The sequence below is a fragment of the Pedococcus sp. 2YAF34 genome, from assembly GCF_052114585.1.
In the GTDB taxonomy this organism is placed as follows: domain Bacteria; phylum Actinomycetota; class Actinomycetes; order Actinomycetales; family Dermatophilaceae; genus Pedococcus.
In genome coordinates, this window is sequence record NZ_JBFRFA010000007.1 from 1 (window position 1) to 17,892 (window position 17,892).

At 71.4% G+C, this 17,892-nt stretch carries 15 protein-coding genes and 1 tRNA gene; 8 read left to right on the forward strand and 8 right to left on the reverse strand.

Features of this window, described 5'->3' with window-relative positions:
* The first annotated feature begins 118 nt into the window (after positions 1 to 118).
* The 4 genes from AB4Z02_RS05575 to AB4Z02_RS05590 all read left to right on the forward strand — a co-directional run bounded on the left by AB4Z02_RS05575 (position 119) and on the right by AB4Z02_RS05590 (position 4,181).
* On the forward strand, positions 119 to 934 hold the full coding sequence (locus AB4Z02_RS05575; RefSeq protein ID WP_441969938.1) for a phosphatase PAP2 family protein: 816 nt from the start codon (positions 119 to 121) through the stop codon (positions 932 to 934).
* Positions 935 to 1,153: 219 nt separating this feature from the next.
* Positions 1,154 to 2,734: a replication initiator gene (locus tag AB4Z02_RS05580; protein WP_441969940.1), complete on the forward strand. Its 1,581-nt coding sequence runs from the start codon at positions 1,154 to 1,156 to the stop codon at positions 2,732 to 2,734.
* Positions 2,735 to 2,748: 14 nt separating this feature from the next.
* A complete protein-coding gene (locus AB4Z02_RS05585; protein ID WP_406832217.1) occupies positions 2,749 to 2,928 on the forward strand; it encodes a helix-turn-helix domain-containing protein in 180 nt (59 codons plus the stop codon).
* Positions 2,928 to 4,181, forward strand: a complete 1,254-nt coding sequence (locus tag AB4Z02_RS05590; RefSeq protein ID WP_441969942.1) for a tyrosine-type recombinase/integrase — start codon at positions 2,928 to 2,930, stop codon at positions 4,179 to 4,181. Before AB4Z02_RS05585 ends, AB4Z02_RS05590 begins: the two co-directional genes overlap by 1 nt.
* Positions 4,182 to 4,191: 10 nt before the next feature.
* Here the strand turns inward: AB4Z02_RS05590 and AB4Z02_RS05595 are convergent.
* Positions 4,192 to 4,273 (reverse strand) — tRNA-Gln (locus AB4Z02_RS05595).
* 129 nt (positions 4,274 to 4,402) lie between these two features.
* Here AB4Z02_RS05595 and AB4Z02_RS05600 point away from each other — a divergent pair.
* Complete coding sequence (locus tag AB4Z02_RS05600) at positions 4,403 to 5,002, forward strand: TetR/AcrR family transcriptional regulator (protein ID WP_200949163.1); 600 nt, start codon at positions 4,403 to 4,405, stop codon at positions 5,000 to 5,002.
* Positions 5,003 to 5,011: 9 nt separating this feature from the next.
* Here AB4Z02_RS05600 and AB4Z02_RS05605 read toward each other — a convergent pair whose 3' ends face one another.
* Positions 5,012 to 5,827: a methyltransferase domain-containing protein gene (locus tag AB4Z02_RS05605; RefSeq protein WP_441969944.1), complete on the reverse strand. Its 816-nt coding sequence runs from the start codon at positions 5,825 to 5,827 to the stop codon at positions 5,012 to 5,014.
* A gap of 63 nt (positions 5,828 to 5,890) precedes the next feature.
* Between AB4Z02_RS05605 and AB4Z02_RS05610 the strand changes: the two genes are divergently transcribed.
* Positions 5,891 to 6,409, forward strand: a complete 519-nt coding sequence (locus AB4Z02_RS05610; protein ID WP_056881864.1) for a MarR family winged helix-turn-helix transcriptional regulator — start codon at positions 5,891 to 5,893, stop codon at positions 6,407 to 6,409.
* 9 nt (positions 6,410 to 6,418) lie between these two features.
* On the opposite strand, the gene AB4Z02_RS05615 is transcribed toward AB4Z02_RS05610, so the two are convergent.
* Positions 6,419 to 8,251: an ABC-F family ATP-binding cassette domain-containing protein gene (locus AB4Z02_RS05615; protein WP_441969947.1), complete on the reverse strand. Its 1,833-nt coding sequence runs from the start codon at positions 8,249 to 8,251 to the stop codon at positions 6,419 to 6,421.
* Positions 8,252 to 8,261: 10 nt separating this feature from the next.
* A complete protein-coding gene (locus AB4Z02_RS05620; protein WP_056881866.1) occupies positions 8,262 to 9,197 on the reverse strand; it encodes a 4-(cytidine 5'-diphospho)-2-C-methyl-D-erythritol kinase in 936 nt (311 codons plus the stop codon).
* A 108-nt stretch (positions 9,198 to 9,305) separates the two neighbouring features.
* Between AB4Z02_RS05620 and AB4Z02_RS05625 the strand changes: the two genes are divergently transcribed.
* Together AB4Z02_RS05625 and AB4Z02_RS05630 are read left to right on the forward strand one after the other, a co-directional pair.
* Positions 9,306 to 9,992 (forward strand): response regulator transcription factor, encoded by a 687-nt coding sequence (locus AB4Z02_RS05625; protein WP_056881867.1) that lies wholly within the window; start codon positions 9,306 to 9,308, stop codon positions 9,990 to 9,992.
* Positions 9,989 to 12,478 (forward strand): DUF4153 domain-containing protein, encoded by a 2,490-nt coding sequence (locus AB4Z02_RS05630; RefSeq protein ID WP_441969950.1) that lies wholly within the window; start codon positions 9,989 to 9,991, stop codon positions 12,476 to 12,478. Before AB4Z02_RS05625 ends, AB4Z02_RS05630 begins: the two co-directional genes overlap by 4 nt.
* Before the next feature lie 56 nt (positions 12,479 to 12,534).
* Here the strand turns inward: AB4Z02_RS05630 and rsmA are convergent, their stop codons facing one another.
* From rsmA to metG, 4 genes are all read right to left on the reverse strand, one after another.
* On the reverse strand, positions 12,535 to 13,401 hold the full coding sequence (gene rsmA, locus AB4Z02_RS05635) for a 16S rRNA (adenine(1518)-N(6)/adenine(1519)-N(6))-dimethyltransferase RsmA (protein ID WP_441969952.1): 867 nt from the start codon (positions 13,399 to 13,401) through the stop codon (positions 12,535 to 12,537).
* A 101-nt stretch (positions 13,402 to 13,502) separates the two neighbouring features.
* Positions 13,503 to 14,594, reverse strand: a complete 1,092-nt coding sequence (locus AB4Z02_RS05640) for a ubiquitin-like domain-containing protein (RefSeq protein WP_441969954.1) — start codon at positions 14,592 to 14,594, stop codon at positions 13,503 to 13,505.
* A gap of 380 nt (positions 14,595 to 14,974) precedes the next feature.
* Positions 14,975 to 15,838 (reverse strand): TatD family hydrolase, encoded by an 864-nt coding sequence (locus AB4Z02_RS05645; RefSeq protein WP_441969955.1) that lies wholly within the window; start codon positions 15,836 to 15,838, stop codon positions 14,975 to 14,977.
* A 13-nt stretch (positions 15,839 to 15,851) separates the two neighbouring features.
* A complete protein-coding gene (gene metG / locus AB4Z02_RS05650) occupies positions 15,852 to 17,654 on the reverse strand; it encodes a methionine--tRNA ligase (protein ID WP_056881872.1) in 1,803 nt (600 codons plus the stop codon).
* Positions 17,655 to 17,892: the final 238 nt, after the last annotated feature.

Below are 17,892 nucleotides of genomic sequence, written 5' to 3' on the forward strand. Positions count from 1 at the left end.
GCGCTAACCCGCCCCACGTCGGTGGACGCGGAGGGTCTGCATGACTTCAAGGTCCTCATCGAGGCGAGCGACAACTGGGCGGGTGCACCATCATGTGGTCAACGGCCAAGGAGTAGTCATGAGTGACCCAACCACCAATACCCGGCCCTCTCACGCGTCGGGGCCGAACATGCCTGCCTCGAACGCGTCGAGGATTCCGGAAGGGGGCGTTGATCGTCAGCTGGCGATGCGGGCGACGGCAGCAGGGGTCGCCGTGGTTGCCGGGATGCTCGTCGTGCTCCCGCTGCTGCTCACCGTCGAGAGCAAGTGGACTCCGCTGCTCGAGCTCGACAACTCTGCGCGCGACGACCTGCACTCGTACGGGCTCGCCCATCCGAGCGTCACCTCGTTCATGACCGCTGTCAGCGCCGTCAGTGGCGCCCTCGGCTGGCAGGTCGTGTCGGTTGCGCTCATCGCCTGGCTGCTGGCGAGGCGACGGATCCGGGCTGCTGCGTTCGTGCTGGTGGCGAACGCCGGCTCCTCGTTGCTGAACACTCTGCTCAAGGCGATGGTCAACCGACACCGGCCAGTGGTGGCGCACCCGTTCGTGCACCTTCCTGGGCAGAGCTTTCCCAGTGGCCACGCCCAAGCAGCGGCAACTGGGTTCACCGTGGCTCTCTTCGTGTTGTGGCCCTGGTTGCGTTCCTCCGGCATGCGTCGGGCGTCCGTCGTCGTGGCTGTCGTGGCGACGCTGGTCATTGGGTACTCGCGTGTGGCGCTGGCAGCCCACTTCGTGTCCGACGTGGTCGCCGGCTACTTCGTGGGAGTCATGTGGACCGTGGTCCTGGCTGCTGCATTTCACGTCTGGCGTCCCGTGATTGCAGGAGCCCAGGGCCGCGCGTCAATGACCACCCGATTCGCACCCAAGCGCAAGCACACGCACGATTCGACCTGAGGGTCGCACTCCATAAGACCAGCGCATCCGAATCTCTGACTGCCTATCGTGACAACAGCGGTCATTGCCGGTTGTCTTTGGCTAGTTCCGACTAACTTGCGCCAGTCGACGGCTGGCGAAAGTCGTTGGCTTGCAGCGACTTTCAAGTCTTGGTCAAGATCCTCAGTCTGGGTGGACAGTTAGTGGACTGAGCGCACCTGTGGCGTCTCAATGGTTCCTATGGCCAAGCTGCAGATCCCTGATCACGCGATCAGGCACATCGCGTCACGGGAGGGTGTGTGCACCCGCCCGGTGCTGCGCAGGGTCACGGACCGTGTCACTGGCGGATCTGTGGTGCGGGCGCTGGACTGCGGCTCGACGCTGGAGTCTCGCTGCCCGGCGTGCGCTGCGAAGGCTCGCCGGCTGCGGACCAGTCAGTGCACCGAGGGTTGGCACCTGACCGAAGAGCCAGAACCCTCTTTCGCTGCCGCGGACGCCGAGGAGGCGACGCCAGAGCCAGACGAGGCGGACGACGTCACCGACGGGCTCGAGGACGACCAGCATGACCCGGACGCCAAGGACGGTTCCGGGTCACGACGGGTGCGGTCCACACGCCGTCTCGAGGGCATGCCCGAGCTGCCACAGCAGGAGATCGCCGATCGGACGGTGGGGACGGTGTTCACCGCCCCCGACGGCAAGACGTACCGGCCCTCGATGTTCGTCACCCTCACCCTGGACTCCTACGGCCGGATCCGACCCGGGCAAGGCGTCCCGGCCCGACCCGAGCGGTACGACTACCGCCGTGCCGCCCTCGACGCACTGCACTTCCCCAAGCTGATGGACCGCTGGTTCCAAAACCTGCGCCGAGCCGCCGGGTACCGGGTGCAGTACTTCGGCGCCATCGAAGCCCAGATGCGCCTCGCCCCGCACTTCCACGTCGCCCTGCGCGGTGCGATCCCCCGCGCCACCGTCAAGGCCGTCACCCAAGCCACCTACCTCGCCCTGTGGTGGCCCCAGATGGAGCACCCGGTGTACGTCGAGCGGACCCCGATCTGGGACGACGGGCACTACCGCGACCCCGACACCGGCTGGCCCCTCCCGACCTGGGAGCGAGCCTTGGCCGCTGTCGACGAAGATCCGACGGCCGAACCCGCGCACGTGGTGACGTTCGGGCGGCAGGTCGACGTCAAAGGCATCCTCGCCGGCACCAAGGACTCCGACCGGGCCGTGCGATACCTGACCAAGTACCTCACCAAGGCCGTCGCCGAGACCTACGCCGACGACGACACCCCGAACCCGGCGTACGAGGCGCACATCGACCGCCTCCACGACCAGATCGTCTGGCTGCCCTGCTCCCCGGGCTGCGCGAACTGGCTGCGCTACGGCACCCAACCCAAGGACCCCGGCCCAGGCCTGGTCCCCGGCCACTGCACCTCCAAGGCCCACCACCGCGAACACCTCGGCCTCGGCGGCCGCCGCGTCCTGGTCTCCCGAGGCTGGTCCGGCAAGACCCTCACCCAACACAGAGCCGACCGCCGCGCCGTCGTCGAACAAGTCCTCCAAGCCGCAGGCATCGAACCCGAAACCGCCGACCGGATGGCCGCCGACACCCTCACCGACGACGGCAGACCCCGCTTCGTCTGGGAAGAAGTCCCCGTCACCCACGCCGACTGGCAGACCGTCGTCATCGACTCCCTACGCGAACACCGACGACGCCGCGACCAGTACGAGGCCGCCAAACAAGCACTCACCACCGGCACCGACCCGCCTGTGGACAACAGTTCGGCAGTGAACCAACAGCCCGCGACTGGCGCGGCCTGAGGAGAGGAGAAGTGATGGATGACAAGTTGCTCTACACGGTCCCGGAGGTCGCTCGACACCTGAGCCTCAGCCGATCGAAGGTCTACGAGCTTGTGAGGGCCAACGTGATCCCGTCGGTGAAGATTGACCGGGTTCGCCGGGTGCGGGGCGCGGACGTGATGGCCTTCGTCGACTCACTGCGGTCCGTGGCCTGATGCCTGGCCTGCACGACGGGGTGATCCGGCGCGGCTCGTCCTGGTCGTACGTCATCCGGGTGACCGACAGCACCGGGGCGAACAAGCCTCGGTGGGTGGGCGGCTTCCGAACGGAGGACGACGCCAAGGCGGCTCGGGACGCGGCGCGAGTTGCAGCTCGACGCGGAGAGTACGTCGACCGGAGCCGGATCACGGTGGAGACCTACCTGCGCGAGTGGCTCGCGGGGCACTCGCTCGAGGTGAAGCCGAAGACGCACGAGGACTACCGTTCGTTGATCGCCGCCTACGTGGTTCCCCGGATCGGACGGATGAGACTCCAGAGCGTGCGCCCCAGCACCCTCAGTGGTCTCTACCAGGCGCTGTTGACCGGCGGAGGTCGGCACGGGCAGCCTTTGTCGCCTCGGACGGTGGGGTACGTCCACTCGGTGCTCCGGAAGGCGTTCAACGACGCCGTCCGGACCGACCACATCCTCCCCGTGAACCCGGCCGAGCGGGCGAAGCGGCCCAAGGCGCCGGCCATCGAGCAGGTCCGTGACGTCTGGGACGCCGCGCAGCTGCGCACCTTCCTCGACGCGGTGTCGACGCACCGGTTGTTCCCCTTCTTCCGCCTGGCGGCCTACACCGGCGCCCGACGTGGCGAGCTGCTGCACCTGCGCTGGGAGGACGTCCAGCTCGATGGCGACGACCCGTACATCCGGATCCGTGGCTCGATGACGATGGTGGCGGGCAAGCGCGTGGAGGGGACGACCAAGAGCGGCCGGGTCAGGACGGTCGGGATCGACGCCGGCACCGTGGCGGTGTTGCGACAGCACGCCGAGCGTCAGGCCAAGGAGCGAGAGATCGCCTGCGGGTCGTGGCAGGAGGATGGCCACGTCTTCCGGATGGAGATCGGGTCTCCCCTCTTCCCGGAGGTGGCGGCGGCACTGATGCGTCGCACCATTGCCACCATGAACGAGGGCCACAGCACGCCGGTCCTGCCGCCGATCCGCCTGCACGACCTGCGCCACGTCCACGCCACTCTCCTGCTCCAGGCCGGCATCCCTGTGCACGTCGTTGCGGCCCGACTTGGCCACGCGGACCCGGCCATCACGCTGCGGGTCTACGCCCACGTGCTGCGTGATCAGGCGATCGAGGTCGCCCAGATCTTCGCCTCGGTCGTCGACCACCCCGAGCTCTCGGGCGAGCTGCTGTTAGCAAACCCGTTAGCAAGGGACGCGGCCTCCGACACCGCGGCTGAGCCGGCAGGTCGCTGACCTGCACGTTTGGCTCCCCGGGTAGGAATCGAACCTACGTCGCTTGTCCTGATTCAAAGTCAGGCGGGCCCTGCCAGCAGACCAACCGGGGAACGCCCCCACGGGGACCAGCACAGGGTAGCCAATGTGCGGACGGTCAACCGCCGCCGAGGGCAGCGGGCATGATGAGCCGTGTGACCGACGCCCCGGAGAAGCAGAAGAGCACGAGCGCCCGATCCCGGATGACGGGCAAGCAGCGCCGTGAGCAGCTCATCGACGTCGGCCGGAAACTGTTTGCCGACAAGGGTTTCGAGGCAACCACCGTCGAGGAGATCTCCTCGAAGGCGGGGGTCTCCAAGCCCGTCGTCTACGAGCACTTCGGGGGCAAGGAGGGCCTGTACGCCGTCGTTGTCGACCGGGAGATCGCCGCCCTCCTCGACGGCATCACCGGCGCCCTGAGCGCCGACCTCGGCAGCCGCGAGACGCTGGAGCGCGCGGCCAGCGCCCTGCTCGACTACATCGAGAGCTCGACCGACGGCTTCCGCATCCTCGTGCGCGACAGCCCCGCCGGGCAGTCGACCGGGTCGTTCGCCAGCCTCATCTCCGACGTGGCGAGCCAGGTCGAGCACATCCTCGCGGCGGAGTTCAAGCGCCGGAAGCTGGACCCCAGGACCGCCCCGCTCTACGCCCAGATGCTCGTCGGCATGGTGGCGCTGACGGGTCAGTGGTGGCTGGACTCCCCCAAGATGAAGAAGGCCGACGTCGCCGCGCACCTGGTCAACCTGGCGTGGAACGGCCTGGCCAACCTGGAGAACAAGCCGCGCCTCACCGCTTCCAGGTAGCAGCCCGGCTCAGGCCCGCGGAGCCGACGGGCGGTGCGCCACGGCGAAGACGCGCCGGAACGGGAACACGACCCCGATGGCCGTGCGCGGGTAGGCGGCGCGCAGCCTGGCGTCGTAGTCGGCGAGGAAGGCGGCGCGTTCCGCGTCGTCGGTGAGCACTTCCAGGACCGGTCGCAGGCCGGTGCCACGGACCCACTCCAGAGCCGGGTTGTCCTGCTGCGCAAGGGGATCGAGCACGTGGAGGTAGGTGGTCTCCCACCCGTCGACCTCCAGGCCGAGGGCTCCCAGCGCTTCGACGTAGTCGGCGGGGTCGAGGACCGCGAGCCGCTGGAGTGCCGGCGCGAGTCGGTCGGCGGCGGGGTGGTCCGCGGCAGTCGCCCGCATGAGGGCGTGCGACGGTGCGTCGTGGTTGCCGGGGACCTGCATGGCGAACCATCCGTTCGGTGCCAGCCCCTCGACCCAGTGCCGCACGAGCTCGAGGTGGCCGGGCACCCACTGCAGGGTGGCGTTGGTGACGATGACGTCAGGGGCCTGCCCCAGGCTCGCCGGGTCCCAGTCGGCGAGGTCGGACTCCACCCACTCGACCCGCCCCGCCGTGTCGAGCGACCTTGCAGCGGCGAGCATCTGGGGTGAGTGGTCGACGCCGACGACCCGCGCACCGGGCCAGCGGTCCGCCAGCCCGAGGGTCAGCGGACCGTTGCCGCAGCCGAGGTCGACGACGAGGGCAGGCTCCTTCGCCCCCACCCGCGCCAGGAGGTCGACGAACGGCCGGCCGCGGTGGTCGGCGAACTTGGCGTACTGCGTCGGGTCCCAGGTCGTGTTCATGCCGCCATGCTGCCACCGATTTATCTTGATATCAAGATACTTGATGATGGGTACAGTTGGGCCATGACCCCTCGAGGCGCCGGCGCCGCTCCCCCGCCGGACGACGTCGACCGCATCGTCGACGCCTGGCGTCGCGAGCGCCCCGACCTCGATGTCGCACCGCTGCAGGTGCTCTCCCGCGTGTCCCGCCTCGCGCGGCGGCTCGACCTCGACCGCGCGCAGGCGTTCGCCCTGCACCACCTCGAGGGGTGGGAGTTCGACGTGCTGTCGGCCCTGCGCCGCGCGGGCGACCCCTACGAGCTCTCCCCCGGCCAGCTCATCCGCCAGACGCTCGTCACCAGCGGCACCATGACCAACCGCGTCGACCGGCTCGAGCGTCGCGGCCTCGTGGGCCGCAGCCCCGACCCGCACGACCGCCGCGGCGTCATCGTCCGCCTCACCCCCGAGGGTCAGGAGGCGGTCGACGCCGCGATGGCCGACCTGCTCGACCGCGAGCGCGCGCTGCTCGCCGAGCTGTCCGGCGCCGACCGCGAGCAGCTCGCCGCGATGCTGCGGCGCCTGCTGTCGCCCTTCGAGGCCTAGGCGGAGGACCTAGCCGACGACCTCGGCCGCCGCGAGCCACTCCAGCTCGAGGGTCTCGCGCTCGTCGACGACCTCCCGCAGCTGGCCGTTGAGCTCGAGCACCTTGGCGTGGTCGGTCGCCGCCTCGGCCATCGCCGCGTGGATCTTCTCCTCACGCTGGCCGAGCCGGGTGAGCTGCTTCTCGATGCGGGCCATGTCCTTGCGCGCCTCCCGCAGCTCCGCAGGGCTGGCGCCGGCCGGGGCGCCCGCTGCCGCAGGGGGGCGTGCCGTGTCGGCGGACGCCGAGGCGGCAGCGGCGCTGCGCGCTGAGGCCTCGAGCGCCTCGTGCCTCAGCTCGAGGTACTGCTCGACCCCGCCCGGCAGCTCGCGGACCCTGCCGTCACCGAGGAGGGCGACCTGCCGGTCGCAGACGCGCTCGAGCAGGTAGCGGTCGTGGGAGACGACCAGCAGCGTGCCGGCCCAGCCGTCGAGGACGTCCTCGAGGGAGGTCAGCGTCTCGATGTCGAGGTCGTTGGTGGGTTCGTCGAGCAGCAGGACGTTGGGCTCGTCCATGAGCAGCCGGGTCAGCTGGAGCCGGCGCCGCTCGCCACCCGAGAGGGAGGACACCCGCGTCTGCTGGCGGCCGCCGGTGAAGCCGAGCCGCTGGGCGAGCTGTGACGCGGAGACCTCCTTGGCCCCGAGCCGGACGTACTTGCGCACGTCCTCGATGGCCTCGATGACGCGCCAGTCGGCATACCGCTCCAGCTCGCGCACCTCCTGCGTGAGGTAGGCGAGGCGCACGGTGACGCCCTGCTTGCGTTTGCCCGAGGCGAGCGGCAGCTGGCCGGCGACCGCGCGCAGCAGCGTCGACTTGCCCGCGCCGTTGACGCCGACGATGCCGACCCGCTCGCCCGGCGCGAGGTGCCACGTGATCCGGTCGAGGAGCACCCGGTCGCCGAGCGCGACGGTGGCGTCGAGGAGGTCGACGACGTCCTTGCCGAGGCGCGTCGTCGCGAACCGCATGAGCTCCACGTCGTCGCGTGGCGGTGGTTCGTCGGCGATCAGGGTGTTGGCGGCCTCGATGCGGAACTTGGGCTTGGAGGTGCGGGCGGGCGCCCCGCGACGAAGCCAGGCGAGCTCCTTGCGGAGCAGGTTGTCGCGCCGCTCGGCGGTCACCTGCGCCATCCGCTCGCGCTCGGCCTTCGCGAGGACGTATGCGGCGTAGCCGCCCTCGAACGCGTTGACCTTGCCGTCGACGACCTCCCACGTGTTCGTGGCGATCGCGTCGAGGAACCAGCGGTCGTGGGTGATCGCGACCACGGCGTTGTCGGGGCGGGCGCGGTGGCGCACGAGGTGCTCGGCCAGCCACGCCACGCCCTCGACGTCGAGGTGGTTCGTCGGCTCGTCGAGGAAGAGCACGGTCGGGTCCTGCACGAGCAGCCGGGCCAGCGCGAGGCGGCGCCGCTCACCACCGGACATCGGGCCGATGGTGGCTTCCAGCCCGCCCACGGCCTGCGCCTCGATGCCGCCGAGCAGCCCGGTCAGGACGTCGCGGACCCGCGGGTCGCCCGCCCAGACGTGCTCCGGCAGGTCGCCGAGGACCGCTTCACGAACCGTGTGCCCGGGGTCGAGGACGTCGTCCTGGGCGAGGACGCCGACGCTGGAGACGCCGGCGCGCGTCACCCGACCGGAGTCGACCTCGCGCTGGCCGGCGAGGACGCGCAGCAGCGTGGTCTTGCCGCCGCCGTTGCGGCCCACGACGCCGATCCGGTCGCCGCCGAGCACACCGAGGGAGACCTCGTCGAGGACCTGGGCGGTGCCGAGGGCGAGCGAGGCGCGCTCGACGCTGATGAGGTTGGCCATCAGGACACCGTCACCCGGGCCTGGGGGCGCTGATCTCGTGGGCGCCGTGGGCGGGGCCCGTCGCCCGGCGCACGTCCTGGACCGCGCCCGAGGCCGTCAGCGAGACGGCGAGGTCGATGGCGGCCTCGTTGTCCTCGGCCAGGAACGCGACCGTCGGCCCGGACCCCGACACGACCCCGCCGAGCGCACCGAACTCCAGCCCGGCGTCGAGGACGTCGCCGAGCGCCGGCATGAGGGAGATCGCGGCCGCCTGCAGGTCGTTGCTCAGCGCCTCCCCAAGGGCGCGGGGGTCGCCGGAGCGCAGGGCGGTCATCATCTCCGGGCTCGGTGAGGGGGCCGGCACGGGCCGGTCGCCACGGAGCCGGTCGCACTCGGCATACACCGCGGGGGTGGACAGGCCGCCCTCGCTCAGCGCGAACACCCAGTGGTAGCTGCCGCGCCCGAGGACCGGGGCGAGGACCTCACCGCGGCCGGACCCCATCGCGGTGCCGCCGGACAGCAGGAAGGGGACGTCGCTGCCGAGCTCGGCGGCGAGGTGCTCGAGCTCGGTGCGCGGCAGGGCCAGGCTCCAGAGCCGGTCACAGGCGACGAGGGTCGCGGCGGCGTCGGCCGAGCCCCCGGCCATGCCCCCGGCGACGGGGATGTCCTTGCGGATGCTCACGTGCACGGGCTCGGCGACCTTGCCCACCTCGGCGAGCAGCCGCGCCGCGCGCAGCGCCAGGTTGCTCTCGTCGACGGGCACGCCGAGCGACTGCGGGCCGGTGACCCCGACGCCCCACTCCTCGGCGGTGACCACGGTCACCTCGTCGAACAGGCTCACGGCGTGGAACACCGTGGACAGCGGGTGGTAGCCGTCCTCACGGGGCGCCCCGACCATGAGCTCGAGGTTGACCTTGCCGGGGACGCGCACCGTCACCTGGGGCGGCGCGAGCTCGGCATACGTCATGGCGGCAACCCTAACGGGGACGGGCAGGGGCTGCGGATCCGCGGATCTGCACAGAACCTCCACACGTTCTCCGCCGGGGCTGCGCACGGCCCTTCTAGTCTCGACGACGTGAGCCAGCCACCCCGCGTCCTCGTCGTCGAGGACGAGCCGACCATCGCCGACGCCGTCACCGCGCGCCTGGCCGCCGAGGGCTTCGAGCCGCGGAAGGTCCACGACGGGCTGGGCGCCCTCGAGGTCGCCGCGGCCTGGGAGCCGCACGTCGTCGTGCTCGACATCATGCTGCCCGGCCTCGACGGCCTCGAGGTGTGCCGCCGGCTGCAGGCCGAGCGCCCCGTGCCCGTCCTCATGCTCACCGCCCGCGACGACGAGACCGACCTGCTCGTCGGGCTCGGCATCGGCGCGGACGACTACATGACCAAGCCGTTCTCCATGCGCGAGCTCGTGGCGCGGCTGCGGGTGCTGCTGCGACGGGTCGAGCGCGCTGCCGCCGCGACCGCAGGCCAGGCACCCACGACCGTCAACGGCCTGCGCATCGACGGCGCGCAGCGCCGGGTCTGGGCCAGCGACGAGGAGGTCCACCTCACCCCGACCGAGTTCGACCTCCTCACCTGCCTCGCGGCCCGGCCCGGCACCGTACTCAGCCGTGAGGCGCTCCTCGCGGAGGTGTGGGGATGGGCCGACGCGTCGGGCACGCGCACGGTCGACAGCCACGTGAAGTCGTTGCGCCGCAAGCTCGGTGCGGATCGGCTGCGCACCGTGCACGGTGTCGGCTACGCACTGGAGCCAGGCACATGAGGTACGACCTGCGCCCGCTCGACCCGGCCCGCTCCATCAAGACCAAGCTCGGGCTCCTGGTCGCGGCGACGATCACGGTCGCCTCGGTGCTGGCCGTCGTGGGCACCCGGCTCGGCGTCTCGCCGTGGGCGACCGTCCCGCTCGCCGTCGGCGTGGCGCTGGTGCTGACCCAGCTGCTGGCGCGCGGCATGACGTCCCCGCTGCGGGAGATGACCGTGGCGGCGCAGCGTATGGCGCAGGGTGACTACTCGCAACGGGTTCGGGCCACCTCGGGTGACGAGGTGGGTGAGCTGGCGCGGGCGTTCAACCGGATGTCGGCCACCCTCGAGCTCGTCGACCGGCACCGGCGCGACCTGGTCGCCAACGTCTCGCACGAGCTGCGCACCCCCATCTCCGCGCTGCAGGCCGTCCTGGAGAACCTCGTCGACGGTGTCAGCCAGCCGGGGCCCGAGGAGCTGCGCTCGGCCCTGGCCCAGACCGAGCGCCTCGGGCGGCTCATCGGCGACCTGCTCGACCTGTCGCGCGTGGAGGAGGGCGTGGTGCCGCTGCGCCTCGCCGAGGTCGAGGTCAGCGACCTGCTCGACGACGCCGTCGCCCAGGCGCGGGTCGACTCCCTGCGCTACACCGTCGTCGTCGAGCCGCCGGGCCTGCGGGTGCCGGCAGACCCCGACCGGCTCCACCAGCTGCTCGCCAACCTGCTCGACAACGCGGCTCGGCACAGCCCGGTCGGCGGCGAGGTGCGTGTGGTGGCCGCTGCGCGCGAGGGCCGGGTGAGCCTCGACGTCATCGACGAGGGACCCGGGATCGCCCCTGCCGAGCGGGGCCTGGTCTTCGAGCGGTTCACCACCAGCGCCGCGCACGCCAGCGGAACCGGCCTCGGGCTGGCCATCTCGCGCTGGGTCGTCCAGCTGCACGGCGGCACCATCGCCGTCGGCGACAGCGAGCAGGGCTGCCGGATCCAGGTGCTGCTGCCCTCCGACCCCGACCGACCCGTCACCACGAAGGAGCCCGTCATGAGCACGCTCACCCCGCCGGCCCCGTCCCAGCCGCCCCCGGCTGCCCCGGCCCGCGACGCCGTCGCCACGGTGTGGCCCGACGCCGGCGACGGCCGTCCCGGCCTGGTGGCAGCGGCTGCGGCCACCGGGGTCCTCGCTGCTGCCGTCCTGCCCAACCGGACGGCAGGCATCGGCACCACGCTGGTCTTCGCCGCTGTCGTCGCAACGGTTCTCGTGGCTCGGGCACTGCGCCGCACCGCCCGCTGGACCCGGCTCGACACCGCCGACGCGGTCGTTGCCGGCCTGCTGCTCGCGACGCTGTTCGTGCGCAGCGCGGAGTGGATCACGGTGCTGTGCCTGCTCGCGGCGCTGGCCCTCGTGGCGGTCGGGTCGACCCGCGCCCGCACGGTCGTGGGCCTGTTCGCCTCGGCCGTCGCGGTGCCCTTGGCCGCGGTCCGCGGCCTGCCCTGGCTGGGGCGCACCGTACGACCCCGCAGCAGCATCCAGGCGTGGGTGCCCGCCGTCCGCGCCGTACTCATCTCCGTCGTCCTGCTCCTCGTGTTCGGGGCGCTTTTCGCCTCCGCCGACGCGCTGTTCGCCTCCTGGGTGGACGCCCTGACCCCTGACATCACCTGGAACGACCTGCCGGCCCGCACCGTCCTGGCCGTCTTCGTGGCAGCGGGCACCCTGGCCGCGGCCTTCGTCGGCCTGGCGCCGCCGGCGGTCGACCGCCTCCAGCTGCCACTGCGGCAGAGCCGGCGCGACTTCGAGTGGCTGGCACCCGTGAGCGTCGTCAACGCGGTCTTCGCCCTCTTCCTCGTCGCCCAGGCGACGGCCCTGTTCGGCGGCCACGACTACCTCCAGCGGACCACGGGACTCACGTACGCCGACTACGTGCACCAAGGCTTCGGCCAGCTCACGGTGGCCACGATCCTCACCCTCACCGTGGTCGCCTGGGCCGCCCGCAAGGCCGCGCCCGGCCGGCGGCGTGACGTCGCCCTCGGAGCGCTGTGCGTCATGACGCTCGTCGTCGTCGCCTCCGCCCTGCACCGGATGAGCCTCTACGAGGAGGCGTACGGGTTCACCCGGCTGCGCCTACTCGTGTCCGTCTTCGAGGGCTGGCTCGGTGCCGTGCTGCTGCTGGTGCTGGCCACCCGCGTGGTGCGGGCCCGTGACTGGCTCGTGCCAGCGGCGGTACGGCTCGGCGCGGTCGGCCTCCTGGGGCTCGCCGTCCTCAACCCGGACCTCTGGATCGCGGAGCACAACCTGTCGCGCACCGAGGCCACCACGCCCGTCGACTACCAGTACCTCGCGGACCTCTCCCCCGACGCAGCGCCGGCGCTGGTCGGCGTGACCGCGCCGGGCGTCACCTGCCCGGCCGGGGCGGGCGGTGGCACCGACTGGCTGGAGTGGAACGTGGGACGGGTCCGGGCCACGGCGCTGGTCCGGAGCCAAGCTGGCCCCGGGATCGTCACCTGCCTCCTGCGCTGACGCGCTCGGGGTCGGCTCGGCCGGGCAGAGCGCCTGGATCGCGTCCGCGGGCGGGCTCAGTCGCCGAGGGCGGCGCGAGCGGAGGCGATGGCGGCGAACTCCTCGATGCCGAGCTGCTCGCCACGGGTGCGCGGGTCGATCCCCGCAGCCCGCAGGCACTCCTCGGCCCGTACGGCTGAGCCGGCCCAGCCCGCGAGTGCTGCGCGCAACGTCTTGCGGCGCTGGGCGAAGGCCGCGTCGATGCACGTGAAGACATCTCGACGGGAGGCGTCGGTCGACGGAGGGTCGCGTCGCTCGAGCAGCACGAGGCCCGACTCGACGTTCGGTACCGGCCAGAACACGCTGCGGGGCACCGTCCCCGCGAGCCGCACCGCGGCATACCAGGCGGCCTTGACGCTCGGCACGCCGTAGGCCTTGGAGCCGGGGCCGGCGGCGAGCCGCTCGGCGACCTCGAGCTGCACCATCACGAGGACGCGCTCCAGGGTCGGGAAGGACTCCAGGAAGGTGAGGACCACGGGCACGGAGACGTTGTAGGGCAGGTTGGCGACCAGCGCCGTCGGCTGCGGGTCGGGGAGCTCGCGCACCTGCATGGCGTCGGCGTGCACCAGCGTCAGCCGGTCGGCGTATGCGGGGGCCAGCCGTTGCACGGTGCCGGGCAGGGCCTCGGCGAGCGTCGGGTCTACCTCGACGGCGGTGACGTGGCCGACCTCGGGCAGCAGCGCCAGCGTCAGGGAGCCCAGGCCGGGACCCACCTCGACGACGCTGTCCCCCGGGCCGACGCCCGCGATCCGCACGATGCGCTTGACCGTGTTGGCGTCGACGACGAAGTTCTGGCCCCACTGCTTGGTCGGGCGCATCCCCAGCCCGGCAGCGATCTCGCGGATCTGCGCGGCCCCGAGGTAGCCGCTGGTCTGCTCCGCCATGGCGAGAACTCTAGGGGAGCCCGGCGCCCGGTCCGGACGCGACAGCGCCCCCGACCGGCTGGTCGGGGGCGCCGTGGTGCTGCTGGGTGTTGCCGAGGGACTCAGGCCGCGTGGGCGCAGCCCCAGGGGGAGAGGCCGCGGTCGGCGTAGACGCGGTTGGCCACCGTGATCTGCTCCTCGCGGGAGGCGAGGTCGGGGCGGGAGGCGAAGTCGCCGCCGCCGGCGCCGAGCCAGGTCTGCAGGTCGAACTGCAGGCCGCCGTAGTAGCCGTTGCCGGTGTTGATCGACCAGTTGCCGGTCGACTCGCACTGCGCGATGCGGTCCCACATGGCGGCGTTCGACAGGTTGATGCCGGCGCCGGAGGTGTTGCCCGCGGACGGTGGCGGAGGCGTTGCGACAGGACGCGCCTTGGTGCCCACCGCGATGACGCGGGTGACGGGACGTTGGGTCACGACGGAGGTGAGCCACTTCCTGCTCTTGACCTTGCCGTCGACCTTGGTGACGCGCCAGGTGGCGACCTTCGCGCCGTCCGCGCCGTTCTGGACGACCTTGCTCTGGCCCTTGAAGAGGCTGGAGTCGGACTTCCTGGAGACCGGGGCGGCGATCGGCACGGTCGTCTTGACGGTCGCGGTGGAGACGCGAGCGACGGCGATCTTGAGACCCTTGGTCACCGGACGCGACAAGGCGGGGTACACCCGGTCGTTGGAGTCGAAGGTGACGCCGAGCTCCTTGAGGGCCGCACCGACAGTGGTGCTGGTCGTGGTCTCGGTGAGGTTCTTGCCGTCCACGCGGACGACGACGTCCTTGGGCGTGGTCACGGAGAGCGCCAGGCCGCTGCGACCCAGCGTCATGGAGCGCGAGGTGGAGAGCTTGGCGGAGTCGGCACGGATGCCCAGCTCCTGCAGCGCCGCCTCGACCGAGGTGGCGGTGGTCCAGTACTCGCGGGTCGCACCGTCGACGGTCACGGTCAGCTTGCGCCCGTAGCGCACGACGATCTTCTGGCCGTCGGACACCTTCGCGGTGGGGGCGGGCACGACCACGTCGTGCGAGGTGAGCTTGATGTCCTGCTTCGCGAGGACGTCGCCGACCGTGCTGCCGAAGGCGTGCACGGTGGAGGCCTTGCCGTCCACCGAGAGGGTGACGGACTTGTCGAAGTGAGAGACGCCAACGGCTCCGGCGACGAGGGTCGTCACCACCGCTGCTTGGGCGATACGCCGAACGGGACGGGTGATCACAATGCTCCAGAGTTCGATCTCCCCGGGCATCGGTGGTGGCGCCGCGTCCCCGTGCCGCCGGTGGTCGCCCGGCAAAGGAAGAGGGGTGCCCGGGCCCGTCATTTCCAGACGGTGTGAGCACCCCCGCTCGCGTCGCCCGGAGGGTCCGACCCCGGCCAACAGTCATCCACCATGACCGCCGTTCGCCGAAAGGTCAAATTTCGATAACGGAACCTTCAGGCTTTGCCCAACTGCCCGCGCCACATCCACCACAGGAGTAATGCGCCGTCACGTCAGTGCCGACGCCACTCCCGACGCCACCCCGGAGGCCATTCCCGACGCTGGGCCCCGAGGGCCTCTCACCAGGGGCCGTACACGCTCTCGGAGTTGTCGCTGAGGGCCTGGCAGAGCGTCGGCACGGCCACGCCGAGGACGCCCGCCATCCCGCGCACGGTGAGGGGCACGAGGTACGGCGCGTTGGTCGCGCCCCGCCACGGGACGGGGGTGAGGTACGGCGCGTCGGTCTCGACAAGGAGGCGGTCGAGCGGCGTGACCGCCAGGGCGTCGCGCAGGCCGTTGGCGTTCTTGAAGGTCACGGTGCCGGCGAAGGACAGGAAGTAGCCCCGCTCGGCGCACGTCCGCGCCATCGCCATGTCGCCGGAGAAGCAGTGCAGCACCGTCTTCTCGGGCGCACCCTCCTCCTCGAGGATCCGCAGCACGTCGTCGTGGGCGTCACGGTCGTGGATCTGCAGCGCCTTGCCGGTGCGCTTGGCGAGATCGATGTGCCAGCGGAACGAGTCCTGTTGTGCGGCAACGCCATCGGGGCCCGTCCGGTAGTAGTCGAGTCCCGTCTCACCGATGACCCGCACCCGCGGGTGGGCCGCCAGCGACTCGATCTCCGCGTAGGCGTCGGCGAGCTCGCCGGTCGCCGCCAGCCGTGGCGCCTCGTTGGGGTGCAGGGCCACACCGCCGAGCATCGCCGGGTGCTGGTCGACGACCTCGACGGTGAACCTCGCGCCAGGCAGGTCGCAGCCGATCTGCACCATCCGGTCGACCCCGACAGCCGCTGCCTGGGCGACGGCCGCCGCCACGTCCGGCGCCGGTTCGCCGTCGCGGGCGATGTCGAGGTGGGTGTGGTTGTCCACGACCGGGATCGGCAGCGGGTCCGGGGCCGTCGGCACCCGCCCGTGGCCGGATCGGCTGGGGTTGTCGTGGGGTGCCATCAGCGGCCGCGCCTCAGCTCTGCTCGAGCCGCGCGAGCTCTTCCTCGACGACCGACTCGTCCAGCTTGGTGAAGATCGGTGTGGGCTTGACCACCGTCGCGCCGACGTCCACCGGTCGAGACGCCCACGACGGTGTCGCGGTGTACTCCCCCGTGACCACCGGGTAGGTGCGGTCGGCGTCGTCGTCGAGCCCGGACACCTGCTGCACCACGGGCATCGGCATGAACTCGCCGCTGCCACCGAGGGCCGCGTGCACGGCGTTGGCCGAGTGCGGCAGGAACGGGCTGAGGATGGTGTTGAGGTCGCTCACGCACTGCACCAGCGTGTGCAGGACCGTGGCCAGACGCTCGCGCTGTTCGTCGCCCTTGAGCTTGAACGGCTCGGTGTCGGTGACGTACTTGTTGACCTCGCCGACGGTGCGCATGGCCTCGGCCACCGCCGCCTTGACCCGCTGCCGGGCCAGCAGCCCACCCACGGTGTCGAACGCGGCCAGCACCTTGGCGCGGACGGCCTCGTCGACCGGCTCGAGGTCCCCGGGCGCCGGGACCTCCCCGAAGTTCTTGGCCACCATGGCTGCGGTGCGGTTGACGAGGTTGCCCCAGCCCGCGACCAGCTCGGAGTTGTTGCGCTGCACGAACTCCGCCCACGTGAAGTTGGCGTCGGCGTTCTCCGGGCCGGCCGCGCAGATGAAGTACCGGATGGCGTCGGGGCCGTAGCGCTCGAGCACGTCGCGGATGTAGATGACGTAGCCCCGGGAGGTCGAGAACTGCTTGCCCTCCATGGTGAGGTACTCGCTCGACACCACCTCGGTCGGCAGGTTGAGCTCACCGAACGTGCCGGGCTCACCGCCCTTGTCGCCGCGCCCGGCATACCCGAGCAGCTCGGCCGGCCAGATCTGGGAGTGGAAGGTGATGTTGTCCTTGCCCATGAAGTAGTAGGACACGGCCTCGGGGTCGTTCCACCACTCGCGCCAGCGCTCCGGCTCCCCGAGGCGGCGAGCCCACTCGACCGAGGCCGACAGGTAACCGACGACCGCGTCGAACCAGACGTAGAGCCGCTTGGTGGGCTGGTCGCGCCAGCCGTCGAGCGGCACCGGGATGCCCCAGTCGATGTCGCGGGTCATGGCGCGCGGGCGGATGTCGTCGAGGATGTTGAGGCTGAACTTGATGACGTTGGGGCGCCACGTGCCGCTCGCCTCGCGGTCCTCGAGCCACTCGCGCAGGGCGTCGGCGAGCGCGGGCAGGTCGAGGAAGAAGTGCTGCGTCTCGATGAACTCCGGCGTCTCGCCGTTGACCTTCGACCGCGGGTTGATGAGCTCGGTGGGGTCGAGCTGGTTGCCGCAGTTGTCGCACTGGTCGCCGCGGGCCTCGGGGTAGGAGCAGATCGGGCAGGTGCCCTCGATGTAGCGGTCGGGCAGCGTGCGGCCCGTCGACGGCGAGATCGCGCCGCGGGTGGTCTGCTCGACCATGTAGCCGTTCTTCCAGACCTGGGTGAACAGCTCCTGCGCCACCGAGTAGTGGTTGTCCGTCGTGGTGCGGGTGTAGAGGTCGTAGGAGCAGCCGAGGTCGGCGAGCTCGTGGGCGATGATCGCGTGGTTCTTGTCGACGAGCTCGCGCGCGGTCACGCCCTGCTGGTCGGCGAGGACAAGGATCGGTGTGCCGTGCTCATCGGACCCGCTGACCATGAGCACGTCGTGGCCGGCCATCCGCATGTAACGGCTGAACACGTCGGAGGGCACGGCGAACCCGGCCACGTGGCCGAGGTGCCGGGGGCCGTTGGCGTACGGCCAGGCGACGGCAGACAGGACTTTGCTCACCCCCGAATCCTAGGGGGACCACCCACGCCCCGAACTTCCGCCCGCACCAACCCACCACCCCTCTCCCCTCCCCTCCCCGCGACCGTCCCCCTCACCTGCGCCACGTGGCCTCCCCGACTTTCGGCCACTCGCCCGGTATCCAGCCCGCCCGACGCCCGCGCACCCCGAACTTTCGGCCACTCGCCCGGTATCCAGCCCGCCCGGCGCCCGCGCACCCCGAACTTTCGGCCACTCGCCC